Origin of the sequence: Pseudomonas granadensis, assembly GCF_900105485.1 — a bacterium.
Classification (GTDB): domain Bacteria; phylum Pseudomonadota; class Gammaproteobacteria; order Pseudomonadales; family Pseudomonadaceae; genus Aquipseudomonas; species Aquipseudomonas granadensis.
Genome location: NZ_LT629778.1, coordinates 5,422,892 through 5,435,982, shown reverse-complemented (window position 1 = coordinate 5,435,982; position 13,091 = coordinate 5,422,892). Strand labels below are relative to the sequence as shown.

Here is a 13,091-nt window from a genome sequence, read left to right as displayed (position 1 = left end):
CATGATCAAGGAAACGGATTACAGCCAGGACGACAAAACCGTCCTGCTCGATCGCCAGGGCCACGGACCGGCGTCGAGTCCATTGACCGACTTCGCCGCGCCGCCGCGTTTCGAGCAACTGGAAGAGCGCATGATCTACGCCGCGCGTTTGCGTCCGGCCGAAGCGTTCAACATCAGCCTCAACTCGCTGGTCGCGGCCTCCTCGGAACTGCTCTCGGAAGTGGTGCGCCTCAAGCACAGCGAAACCCGCGAAGACTTGTACGCGCTGAACGAGCGACTGACTGCGGGCCTGAAACTGTTTGAAGTACGCGCCCTGCACAACGGCGCCGAAAGCAGCCAGGTGATGGCCGCGCGTTACGTGCTCTGCACCGTGGTTGACGAAGCCGTCGTGACCACGCCGTGGGGCAACGAAAGCGAGTGGTCGCAGATGAGTTTGCTCAGCAGCTTCCACAACGAAACCTTCGGCGGCGAGAAGTTTTTCCAGCTGCTCGATCGGCTGTCGAAAAACCCGGTCAAGCACCTGCCGATGCTCGAACTGATGTACCTGTGCCTGTCCCTCGGTTTCGAGGGCAAGTATCGCGTACAGGCGCGCGGCATGCTCGAACTCGAAGGCATCCGCGACGCCTTGTACCGGCAGATCCGTCAGTTGCGTGGCGATGTGCCGCGCGAGTTGTCGCCGCATTGGGAAGGCCTCAACGACCAGCGGCGCAATCTGGTGCGCATCGTGCCGGCGTGGATGGTGGTGCTGTTCACGCTGGTCTGCCTGGTGGTGATGTATTCGGGCTTCGCCTGGGTCTTGGGCGAGCAGCGCGACACCGTTCTGCAACCTTATCAGCCGCTTGATCCGGCTGCGGTGCAACCGCAGTCGCAGCCGTAAACAGGGACGTGTGATGAAAAAGTTTTTCAAGAAAGTCGGCGCCTTCCTGCGCCAGACCTGGGTCTGGACCTTGCTGCTGGTGCTGTTTCTCGCACTGCTGGTGTGGTTCGCCGGTCCATTGTTGGCGGTTGACGATTACAAGTTCTGGGAAAGCCCGACCTCGCGTCTGCTGACCATCGCCGTGCTGTTCCTGATCTGGGGCCTGACCATGGTCTTCGTCAGCTGGCGCGCCGGGATTCGCAAGAAAGCCGAGGAAGCCAGCGAAGACGGCCAGGACCGCATTCGCCGCGAAGAGCTGATCGACGAGGAACAGAAAGAGTTGAAGGCGCGCTTCAAGGACGCGCTGAAAACCCTGAAAACCTCGAGCCTGTATCGCGGCCGCAGTGAGCGCTGGCGCAGCGACTTGCCGTGGTACCTGTTGATCGGTCCGCAGGCCTCGGGCAAGACCAGCCTGCTGGACTTTTCCGGTCTGGAATTCCCGATCAACAAGATCGACCGCAAGCTGACCCGCGACACTCTCGGCACCCGTCACTGCGACTGGTATTTTGCCGATCACGGCGTGCTGATCGACACCGCCGGGCGCTACTTGACCCAGCCCGACGCCGAAGTCGACGGCAACGCCTGGACTACCCTGCTGGAACTGCTGCGCAAGCGTCGCCGCGGTCGTCCATTAAACGGCGTGCTGGTGACCATCCCGGTGGAAACCCTGCTCGGCGGCAGTGAGCAGGACATCGATACGTTGGCGCGTCAGGTGCGTGGGCGTCTGCAAGACGTGCATCAGAAACTGCACGTCGATGTGCCGGTGTATCTGGTTCTGAGCAAGGCCGACAAGCTGCTCGGCTTTGACGAGTTCTTCGACCAACTGACCCGCGAAGAAAGCGATCAGGTGCTCGGTACCAGTTTCCGCAAGGATCAGGTCGGCACCGACGTGGCAGTGCTGCGCAACGAGTTCGAAGAGCTGCTGCGTCGTCTCAACAGCCAAGTCATCATGCGCATGCACTCCGAGCGCGATACCCAGCGCCGTGGCCGCATCCTCGACTTCCCGCATCAACTCGGGCAGATCGGCGAGCGCCTGTGCCTGTTCGTCGACATGGCGTTCACCGGCAACCGTTATCAGCGGGCCACGCAACTGCGCGGTTTCTACCTGACCAGCGCGCCGCACCTGACCCAGGAAATGGATTCGACCACCGCCGGCATCGGCGCCAGCCTCGGCATGAACGCCGGCGTGCTGCCGACCCTGCGCAGCGGCCGTTCGCGGTTCATTCATCACCTGTTCAGCCAGGTGATTTTCCCCGAAGCCGATCTGGCCGGTCTCGACAAGCGCGAGCGCAGCCGCATCCATTGGGGCCAACGGGCGCTGTACGTTGGTGCACTGGCCGCGCTGGCCCTGTTCGGCATGCTCTGGGCCGGTGGTTTTTCGGCCAATTATGAGCGCCTGGAAAACCTGCGCACGCTGGCGCAGAACTGGACCCAGCAACGTTCGGCGCTGACCCCACGCGATGACGCCATGGGCGTGCTGAAAACCCTCGATACCAGCTATGCCGCCACCCAGGCGTTCCCGAAAAAGGGCGACGTGTCGTACCACGAACGCGGTGGGCTGTATCAGGGCGAAGACGTCAATCCGGTGGTCAAGCAAGCCTACGAGCATGAGCTCGAAGCGCAACTGCTGCCACGGGTGGCGACCATGCTCGAAGGGCAGATCCGCGCCAACATGAAGGACCGCGATCGCTTGCTCAACAGCCTGCGCGCGTACCTGATGCTGAACATGAAAGACCGTCGCGATGCCGTCTGGCTCAAGGACTGGATCGCCACCGACTGGTCGCAGCGCTATACCGGCAACACCGCAGTGCAGAACGGTCTAAATGCGCACCTCGATCGTTTGCTCAAGCAGCCGTTCATCTATCCGCTCAACGATCAGCTGGTGACGCAAGCGCGTCAGGTCCTGCGCAGCGAATCGCTGGCGACCGTGGTGTACCGCATGCTCCGCGAGCAGGCGCGCAACCTGCCGGACTACCGTTTCAGCCAGCACCTCGGCCCGCAAGGCTCGTTGTTCATCGGCACGGAATACGTGATTCCGGGCTTCTACACCCAGAGCGGTTATCAGCAGTACTTCTCGGTGCAGGGCTCGGCGCTGGTGACCGACATCCTGCGCGACAACTGGGTGCTGGGCGAAGGCGCGGGCATCAGCGACATGGACTTGCGTCGCCTGATGGTCGAACTGGAGCAACTGTACTTCCGCGACTACGCCAACTACTGGAGCGAAGCGGTCGGCCAGGTTGCATTGCCGCCGATCAGCGACGCCGGTGAAGGCGCCGAGCAACTGGCGGGCCTGACCTCAGCCAACTCGCCGGTGCTGGCGCTGCTCACCGAAGTGCGTGAGAACACCCGCTTCGAATCGACGGCTGATCCGGTCGAGGAAGCCGGTGATGCGGCCGATGCGCTGGCCGACCAGAAAGGCAAGCTGGGCAAGGTCGGCAAGCTGGCGTCTGCCGTGGCGGACAAGGCCTCGGCGCTGAAAGTCGCCAAGAACCTGCCAGACACCGCGAAGAAGTCGCTGCAACGCCGCTTCGAACCGTTGCACCGTTTGCTCGATGACAACAACGGCCCGGCGGCGGACCTGACCCCTGCGCTGAGCGCGCTCAACGACCTGCAGCTACAACTGGCCGGCCTGGCCCGTTCGAGCACGCCGGAACAAGCCGCCTTCGAACTGGCGAAAACCCGCATGAGCGGCCAACGCGATGCGCTGACCAACCTGCGCAATGCCTCTGGTCGTCTGCCGCGTCCGCTGAGCGTGTGGTTCAACGTGCTGGCCGAAGACTCGTGGCGTCTGGTGCTCAACGATGCCTATCAATACCTGAACGGCCGTTATCAGAACGAGCTGTACAGCGTGTATGGCAAAACCATCAGCAAGCGTTATCCGTTCAGCGCCACCAGCACCAGCGACGTGGCGATCAGCGACTTCCGCGAGTTCTTCAAGGCGCAAGGCATCGTCGACCGCTTCTTCGACAACTACATGCGTCCGTTCGTCAGCGGCGATCCGGGCAACTACCGCATGCGCAGCGTCGACGGTCACAGCCTGCCGGTGTCCAAGGTTTACCTCGATCAGATGGCCGCAGCCCTGACGATTCGCCAGAGCTTCTTCTCGATCAACCCGGCCGAACCGACCGTGCAGTTCAAACTGGAGCCGTACACCCTCGACCCGGCCGTGAGCCGTTCCGAGTTCAAGTTCGGCGACAAGACCATGGAATACCGCCACGGTCCGATTCTGCCGATGTCGTTCAAATGGCCGACCGACGCTGAAGACGGCCGCACCAGTCTGGTCATGGACAAAATGGCCGGACGTCCGATCGGCATCGAGAAGAACTCCGGCCCATGGTCGCTGTTCCGTCTGTTCGACCTGATGCAGACCGAGTACATGACCGGTCGCGACGTGCTGGTATTGAAAGCCGATGTGGGTGGCCTGCGCGCCAACTACCTGCTGACCAGTCAGCGCACGCCGAACCCGTTCGACATGGGCGTGCTGCGCACCTTCCGTATGCCGGTGCAGCTCTGATGCTGGTGGCCAGTGCCTGGCGCAGCGCGGCGCGTACCGACCCGGGCAAGGTGCGGGCGCGCAACGAAGATGCCTTCCTCGACTTGCCACAGCATGGGCTGTGGGTGGTCGCGGACGGCATGGGCGGTCATCAGGGTGGCGACATTGCCAGCCAGTTGATCGTCGCCAGTCTGGCTGAACTGCCGCAACACGAGGACTTCGACGAACGACTCAAAGCCATCCGCCAGTGCCTGCACTGGCTGAACCGGCGTTTGGGGCAAGAGTTGACGGTCACTGCCGGGCGTCACGACAGCATCATGGGCAGCACTGTCGTCGCGCTATTGGTGGAAGGCAATCGTGCGGCCTGCATCTGGGCCGGCGACAGCCGTTGCTATATGTGGCGTGGGCAGCGGCTGTATCAGCTGTCCAAGGACCATTCGCTGCAACAGCAATTGATCGACGAGCAACAAATGAGCGCCGAACAAGCGGCAGCGCATCCGGCGGCTCAAGCCTTGACCCGAGCCGTCGGTGCCGCCGAAACACTGACCCTGGATGTGCTGGAACTCGAGGTCTATCCGGGCGATGCGTTTTTGCTCTGCAGCGATGGTTTGTATCAGGGCCTGAGCAGCGATGCCCTCGGCAACGCCCTCAGCCTGAGCGCGCCGCATGTGGCGCTGGAACGTTTGTTCGACGGCGCCCTGCGTGGCGCCGCACGTGACAACCTGACTGCCGTGGTGATCCGCCAATGAGTGAACTCGAATCGCCCATCGATGACCTGCTGATCAGCGAAGAACAGGCCAACAACCTGACCTATTTCGCTTTTGCCAAAGGTCATCAGGCAGAACCGTTGTTGGCGCCGACCAAGGCCAGCATCGGCGCACTGCCGGATGTACTCGCCGGTCGCTACCAGCTCGAGCGTCTGCTCGGGGCCGGTGGCATGGGCTCCGTTTACCGGGCGCGGGATCTGCTGCACGAACAGTTCGGTGATCCCGATCCTTACATTGCGCTGAAAATCCTCAGCGAAGAATTTGCCGAATCGCCGGACGCCAGTGCCTTGCTCTACAGCGAGTTCGCCCTGACCCGGCGCCTGCGCCACGACAACGTCGTGCGTGCGCACACCTTTGAAGTCGACACCGACTGCCAGCGGGCCTTCATCACCATGGAATACATGCGTGGCCTGACCCTGGACAAATTGCTCTGCGAGCGGCCCCTCGGCCTGCCGTGGAAGGAACTGCGCGACATCGTCCTGCCGCTGCTCGACACGCTGGCCTACGCCCACGGTCGCGGCGTGCTGCACGGTGACATGAAGCCGAGCAACGTCATGCTCAGCGAAGACGGCCTGCGCCTGTTCGACTTCGGCCTCGGTCAGGCAGAGCAGGGCACCTTGCCCGGCCTACCGCACCTGAGCCGCGAACGCTTCAACGCCTGGACCCCGGGCTACGCCGCCCCCGAACTGCTTGAGGGCCAACCCTTGTCGGCCAGCGCGGACGTGTACGGCGTGGCCTGCGTGATCTATGAACTGGCGAGCGGCAAACACCCGTTCCGCCGCTTGCCCTCGACCCAGGCTCGCGACGAGCATCTGGAGCGCGAGCTGCACGCCCCAGCGAATCTACCCCAACAGGGCTGGCAAGCGCTGCGAACCGCGCTGAGCTTCAAACCGGCAGAACGCACCATCACTGCCCAACAACTGCGTGACGCCTTGGGCGCCACTTCGTCCTGGCTGCAACGTCTGCGACTTCGGGCGTAACGGATGACATTCGAACAGGGAGCACACGATGTTCAACTCAGCTAACGAAACCCACTTCAGCCTCAAGGTCGAAGACTACGTCGGCGACCTGCAAGTGCTGTCGTTCACCGGCACCGAAGGCATCAGCCAGCCGTATCGCTTCGACCTCGAACTGGTCAGCGAAAACCCTGATCTGGACCTCGAACAGCTGCTGCACAAGCAGGCGTTTCTCGCATTCGATCCACAGGGCTCCGGCATTCACGGGCAGATCTACCGCGTCGCCCAAGGCGATGCCGGCAAGCGCCTGACCCGCTACAAAGTGTCGATGGTGCCGCAACTGCAATACCTGCATCACCGCACTAACCAGCGCATCTATCAGCAGATGTCGGCACCGAAAATCATCGCGCTGATCCTCGACGAACACGGCATCAAGAGCAACGCCTACAGCTTCCAGCTCAGCCAGCCGTGCCCGGATCGCGACTACTGCGTGCAGTACGACGAAACCGACCTGCATTTCGTCCAGCGCCTGTGCGAAGAAGAGGGCATTCACTACCACTTCAAGCACAGCGAAAAAGCCCACCTGCTGGTGTTCGGCGACGACCAGACCGTGTTCCCCGACCTCGGCCAGCCGACCGCCTACGTCCAGGGCAGCGGCATGGTCGCCGACGAACCGGTGATCAAGGCCTTCAAACTGCGCCTGGAAACCCGCACCACCCGCACCACGCGCCGCGACTACGACTTCGAAAAACCGCGCCTGCAAATGGACGCCGCGTACAAACCCGATGGAGAGAGCACCGAGCCGGATCTGGAAGACTACGACTACCCCGGCCGTTTCATCGACCGCGCGCGCGGCAAATTCCTCAGCCAGCGCGCCCTCGAACGCCACCGCGCCGACTACCGTCAGGCCGAAGGTCGCGGCGACCAGACCAAACTGGTCAGCGGCCACTTCATGGCCCTGTCCGACCACCCGCGCAGCGAGTGGAACGACCTGTGGCTGCTCACCGAAATCTTCCACGAAGGCAAGCAACCGCAAGTCCTCGAAGAAGGCGTGACCAGCGACACCACCGACAACAAGGACGACTTCCACCAGGGCTACCGCAACACCTTCCTCGCCACCCCGTGGGACGTGTTCTACCGCCCGGCCCTCGAACACCCGAAACCGCGCGTGCTCGGCAGCCAGACCGCCATGGTCACCGGCCCCAAGGGCGAAGAAATCCACTGCGACCAATACGGCCGCATCAAGGTGCAGTTCCACTGGGACCGCGAAGGCCTCGCCGACGACAAAACCAGCTGCTGGCTGCGCGTCTCCAGCGCCTGGGCCGGCGACCGCTACGGCGCCATCAGCATCCCGCGCATCGGCATGGAAGTCCTCGTCACCTTCCTCGAAGGCGACCCCGACCAACCTCTCGTCACCGGCTGCCTGTACCACAAGGAAAACCCGGTGCCGTACGCATTGCCGGCGAACAAGACCCGCAGCGTGTTCAAAACCCTCAGCTCACCGGGGGGTGGCGGGTACAACGAACTGCGCATTGAAGACAAGAAAGGCGCCGAGCAGATCTACATCCACGCCCAGCGGGATTGGGATGAGAACGTTGAGCATGACCAGAAGGTTCGGGTCGGCAATGAACGTCACGACACGGTAGTTAAGAACAGCTACACCGAGCTGAAGGCTGAAGAACACCGCACCACGATTGCCGACCGCAAGGTTGAGGCGAAGCTGGATGATCATTTGACGATTGGGCAGAACCAGCATGTGAAGCTGGGGACTGCGCAGCTCACCAGCGTGGGGAAAGAGATTCACCTCAAGGCTGGGGACAAGATTGTTATTGAGGCGGGGACAGAGCTGACCATCCTTGGGGGTGGGAGCTTTATCAAGCTCGATGGCGGTGGGGTTACGGTAGTTGGGCCGGTGATCAAGATCAATGCGGGTGGCTCGGCTGGGTCGGGCACGGGTATTGGGATTAAGCCGCCGGTGCTGCCGGGGGCGGCGGATAAGGATAAGGCGGGCAGTTTGATGGATCAGGCCTTGGGGAATGCGGTGCCTGAGAAGGTTAAGCCGAAGGCTTTTTTTGTGTTTTCTGAGTGATGAATGTCGTGATGACAACAAACAGGTACGTAAGGCAGATGAAGTGGTTTTCGATTGTTTTGTTGTGCTGGGGGATGACTTCGGGCGCCTTTGCCTCTTCGTCCAGCACTGCCCAATGCCCAAGCAGCAATTTTGCTGAGTTCGTAAAAGTTTTTGCATCTGAGCCACAGATACAGAAAGCGTTTATTGCGACTCCTGTGAAGCATGTTCACGTCATTGCGGACGGGAAAATACCGAAGGTTGTCGAACGGAGCTTGGGCTCGATATCCGTCGATGAGTTGAAGGTGCTGCTTCCGGGAAATGCTGCCAAATTGGGTCTCACTGTCGAAACCAAGGTGCCTGACAGAGTGGTCGTCCGTGATGAGGCGGGCCATTTTTTAAAGATTTTCGTCTTCAAACATGGTGATTGCTGGGTTCTGAATCGAGTGGAGGACTGGGCAATCGATGCGGTGATGGAAGAGATCACTCAGTCTGAGAGACTAACGCCCGGTGAGCTGGAACTAAAAAAAGGCGTCATATTCGACAGGTTGGTCAACAAGGCGTCTCCCGAATCAGGGATCTATTTGTACGCCGCGGCATTGGATAGCTATTTAGATGGCGCCCGGAAGGGTTCGGCGCAAGCAGCATTCGCTGCCGCGGGAATCAGTCTTTCTGGACAAGCGCCACGCTTGGAGAATTCCAGAATCCTGGCGTTGTTGATTCAAGCTTCAGAACAAGTGCCGGATGCCGGCTTGACTCTCGCAGATTTTTATTGCGATGAAGGTGAATACGACGAAAATCACGGTTGTATTAACCCCAAAGAATCAATAGCGACATTGGAGCGTGCCGCCCGTCTCGGTTCGACTAACGCGCTGATTCGATTAGGTGAAGTGTACGAAGCGGGAGACCTCGTAGCGGCTGATTTGCCTCGCGCGATGGCGTGTTACCGGAATATTCAGAAAACCGATCCTAAGACGGCTAACGCTTTGGTTGAGCGCTTGGCAGCCCGAGGCGTCGTCAGCGATAACTCTATTCAATGTTTTGAAGCAGGAAGCTTTTGATGAGCACAGGACTACTTGAACAAAGGCAGCAATATCGCACTGGTTACGAGTACGGCCCTTTCAAGGGCGAGACTGACCATGATGAAGATGGGAAAAAGGAAATCGACTGCTCCGGGCTTCTGTATCGAATGCTTAAGGATGCGGGATATACGATTCCTTACCTCACAACATCGGGGTTAAATGCCGACACTACTTTTTTTGATGTAATCCCGCTTGCGGAAGTACAACCTGGCGATATTGCGCTGTGGATAAACTTTCATGGACACACGGGGGTTATCGAAGACATCTCCGGGGCGCCTGTTCGAAATAAGGGCAATTTTTTCGGCTCACAGTCTTCAAGCGGCCCGAAATCTGCCAAATATGGGGCGGGTAGTGGTTACTGGCCAATGCCTGAAAAGTTTTTACGCCCGAAGCCCCAATTCAGAGGTGCTCAACCAGCCCCCGCACCTACTCCTGCGCCGGCCCCCGCGCCGGCAGGCCCAGCTCCGCTGATGAGCTTCCAATATCCATTCAGAAAAGCTGACGGTAAGCAGTTTTCTGACGCGGATGAGATTTATAAGGCTCTCGAAAACGAGAGTGCCGGGCATTATTTGCTGGGCAGCAACAAGTTCTGGCACGGTGGCATTCACATCAGCAATGCCAGCGCTCCTCAATGCATTTTGAATGAACCGATTCGCTGCATGGCCGACGGCGAGGTCGTGGCATATCGTCTCAATGAAGATTATTTGGAGTCGACCTTTGGTGAAAATGAAAAAAAACTGAAGTATTCAAATTCTTTTTGTCTTGTACGCCATGAGTATAAATCCGAGCCTAATCCTGAAGATGGGCCCAACAAGGGCAAGCAAAATAAGCTGACTTTTTTCAGTCTTTATATGCATTTGCTACCTTATAAGCGTTATCCGCTGTCAGAGGAGGAAACTCCTAAGCCTAAGGTGACAATGCAGGTTGACGACTTTAAGGCCTACGATAGTTTTCCCGAAGCATCCGGCTGGCCCTCTCCAGGAAAGTTGAGCAGCGGGACCAAACTTGAAATATTGGAGGAAAAAGCCGCAGGGGATATTACCTATGCCAAGGGTAAGATTCTTTCCGGAAGCGTCAAGAACAACGCACAAAAAGTACGTTTGTCAGGCAGTGTGGTCTGGTTTGCTTATCTGAAAAATAGTGAGCCATTTAAGAACTTGCAGCAAAAGCGCATATGGCGTGCCGACCCGATTCCCGAGCGTAATAAACCAAAATATTGGCAAGGGAAGGTAAAAGGTACTGCTATCAAAAAGTTGGATCTGTATCAGGAACCGGCTTCACCGCAGAATGGACAGCCCGCAGGCCCCAGAAAAGGAACAATGCAGCTCAATCCGGGAAGCGTTGTTGAGTTTGAAAGTAAAGATGTATTGAACCTGACGGTGTCGGGAGTCACCCGACGAATGGCGAAATGCACAAAAATCAGTGGCGACCTTGCGGGCGCGGGTGAGGTGACAACTAGTTTTTGGGCATTCGTGGAGAATGAATTTGTCGCTTGGGATGTCATTCCAACAAGTTTCGATTCCGTCGAGCTCACGGGTACAGGGATCAAGGCCGGCGATCCGATTGGCTATCTTGGGCTAACGGAAAATGTGTCTGGAGAGGACGGTAGTGTTTCAAGCAAACACCAGGTTCATGTCGAGATTTTTACAGCAGAAACCCATGTAACGGACTTTTTGAAGAACAGCGCGGGATTGAAAGTTGGTAAACAATATCTTCACTTGTTAGCGGGGACAAATCTGAAAAGAAATGCGCCAGCGACAGATTTGACTCCGCTCAAGAAAGAACATGCCGTTGATCTGAACAAAGCCCGCGCCATCAAAGAAGGCGCTGAGGATTATTATCAGGTTTCCATCATAGAGGACGGCTTGCCCTTAGCTGGGCTGGTAAATAAAAAAGAAACTGAAATCATCACGCAGCACGACTGGGGAAAACTTGGCTTCGTTATTGTTGAGGAAGCAAACGCAACGGCAGACGGATTCCTTGATCCGGATAGCATGCCGCAGTTCTTCAAAGAGTTATTCCTGAAGATGGATACCAATGACGATAAGGAACTTGATCCTGCAGAGCTTACCGTTGCGTTGAAAACTGCAGATACAAGAGCGAAATGGGCCAAGCTGATCGCCCGTCACCCTACGGAATGGAAAGACGAGGCAGATGCTGCCAAATGGAGTCGACTTGGTCTTATTTTAGAAGACGCTCCGAAAACCTTAAAACACGAAAAAGAACGAATCACGAAGTATGTGTTTTGGGAGGATCTGAAAGACAAGGCCGCCATGAGTACGGACTTGGTTTGGCATTTTCATCCTATTGAAATGCTGAGTAACTTCATGAGTCGCTCCGAATTTATAGATGTCGAGCGGTTTGTAGCCATGTATGCTGAGCAACATGCTTCGTTTCAGGCTGATGCGCCTCCGTTTTCTGCTGCGTCCAAGTCTAATTTACGCAAGATCGCAGAGAATATTAATAAATATCTGGACAAAACTAAGGAAGTTTATACTGTCTATGAGTTGTCATATATGTTCGCGACGGCGCGTCACGAGGCTTACCAATTTATGATTGCTGAGTATTTTAGCGCTGCCCCGGAGTATGGGCCGGTTTCTTATTTTGACAAATATGACCCTGTGCTTGCAGATACCGCAACACGCAGACAAACTGCGATCGGCAACGGTAATACGGTACAAGGGGACGGTTTTAAATATCGGGGTCGTGGTCTCGTTCATTTGACATGGAAGAAGAACTATCAAAAGGCGAAAGATTATTTCGGAATCGACTTTGTCGCCCATCCCGATGAGGCCGCTGGGTTTGAAAATTCTGTGCCGATTATGATATGGGGCATGAAAGAAGGTATATTTACAGGGAAAAAACTTGGCGATTATGTAAATAATAGTGCCAAGGACTATGAAGGGGCGCGAAAGGTAATCAACGGTTCCGACCAAAAAGCGTTGATCGCTAGTTATGCTGTGAAATTCGAAGTGATACTAAAGGCCACGTCAATTGCACCGGAGACCAAATAAGTATGAATATTAAGTTGCCTGTAGGTTTAGCTGTCGTAACTTTCGTGCTAGCAGGTTTCGCAGTCGCCGAGCCGCATGACGTGTATTCAGCCGATGTTGACGCCCAGTCTCTGACCGTTACTTGGTCAGGTGGTAGCAAAACAATAGAAGGCGTAGTCGGGAGTCAAGGCGAAACAACTAGGGAACTGGTTGAATTTAATGGAGGTAAGGCCCTCCATTACGAAAATCTCGCCTCGCGAACTCCTTTTGAAGCCTATTTTACGTTAACTAGGCATGGCGCGGATGTTCTCATAGATTGCGTTTATACAAATATTCGGAACGAGCAGAATGGAGTGCTAATAAACAAAGCCGTTTGCGGCTTGGATCGCCCATTAGCTGAAGAATATGAGGAAGCAGTTTCTGAATTTTCGGATCAGTGGAAAAACTTGACTAGCAAGGTGGTTATAGCGCCTTTGTTGGGAACGCCCCCGGTATTGATAGAGGTTGAAGACTCGGCTTTCGGAGGGGTGAAGTTATCCAGAACCTATCATTCTCCCAATGACCTAAAGTTCTCGCGTCCCGAAAGCGTGGTAAAGAAAGACAAAGTCAGCCATTCCTTTGGTAATGGCTACGTATTTTCCGTTTACGCGCCTGGGGATTTAGCTAGTCCGCTCTATCTCGATGTGTCTTCTGAAAAGCTTGACAGTGCATTCGTAAGGTATGATCGGGCTGCTTTAAATAAGCTGTTCTGATCAACTCTTCTGGCCTCTAAGAAAGGACAGATCTGTTTGGTGTGCAATGCGATTTCTGTCTAGA

At 57.0% G+C, this 13,091-nt stretch carries 8 protein-coding genes; all 8 read left to right on the top strand.

Going from position 1 to position 13,091, the window contains the following annotated elements:
- The first annotated feature begins 1 nt into the window (after nt 1).
- From icmH to BLU52_RS24270, 8 genes are read left to right on the top strand one after another with little or no spacing between them, the layout of a single operon-like run.
- Nucleotides 2-877 (top strand): type IVB secretion system protein IcmH/DotU, encoded by an 876-nt coding sequence (icmH, locus tag BLU52_RS24305; RefSeq protein WP_090287580.1) that lies wholly within the window; start codon nt 2-4, stop codon nt 875-877.
- Between the two features lie 13 nt (nt 878-890).
- Nucleotides 891-4,430: a type VI secretion system membrane subunit TssM gene (gene tssM, locus BLU52_RS24300; RefSeq protein WP_090287577.1), complete on the top strand. Its 3,540-nt coding sequence runs from the start codon at nt 891-893 to the stop codon at nt 4,428-4,430.
- Nucleotides 4,430-5,158 carry a PP2C family protein-serine/threonine phosphatase gene (locus BLU52_RS24295; RefSeq protein ID WP_090287575.1) on the top strand — a complete coding sequence of 243 codons (729 nt, stop codon included), beginning with the start codon at nt 4,430-4,432 and terminating at the stop codon, nt 5,156-5,158. The genes tssM and BLU52_RS24295 overlap by 1 nt, the downstream gene beginning before the upstream one ends.
- Nucleotides 5,155-6,156 carry a serine/threonine-protein kinase gene (locus BLU52_RS24290; protein ID WP_090287572.1) on the top strand — a complete coding sequence of 334 codons (1,002 nt, stop codon included), beginning with the start codon at nt 5,155-5,157 and terminating at the stop codon, nt 6,154-6,156. Before BLU52_RS24295 ends, BLU52_RS24290 begins: the two co-directional genes overlap by 4 nt.
- A gap of 28 nt (nt 6,157-6,184) precedes the next feature.
- The gene (locus tag BLU52_RS24285; RefSeq protein WP_090287570.1) at nt 6,185-8,221 is read left to right on the top strand and encodes a type VI secretion system Vgr family protein; all 2,037 of its coding nucleotides are present in this window, start codon (nt 6,185-6,187) and stop codon (nt 8,219-8,221) included.
- A 38-nt stretch (nt 8,222-8,259) separates the two neighbouring features.
- A complete protein-coding gene (locus tag BLU52_RS24280; RefSeq protein ID WP_157720720.1) occupies nt 8,260-9,261 on the top strand; it encodes an SEL1-like repeat protein in 1,002 nt (333 codons plus the stop codon).
- Entirely contained in the window at nt 9,261-12,296 is a 3,036-nt protein-coding gene (locus BLU52_RS24275; RefSeq protein WP_090287568.1) for a hypothetical protein, read from the top strand. Before BLU52_RS24280 ends, BLU52_RS24275 begins: the two co-directional genes overlap by 1 nt.
- A gap of 2 nt (nt 12,297-12,298) precedes the next feature.
- A complete protein-coding gene (locus tag BLU52_RS24270) occupies nt 12,299-13,027 on the top strand; it encodes a hypothetical protein (RefSeq protein WP_090287565.1) in 729 nt (242 codons plus the stop codon).
- The last annotated feature ends 64 nt before the right edge of the window (nt 13,028-13,091 follow it).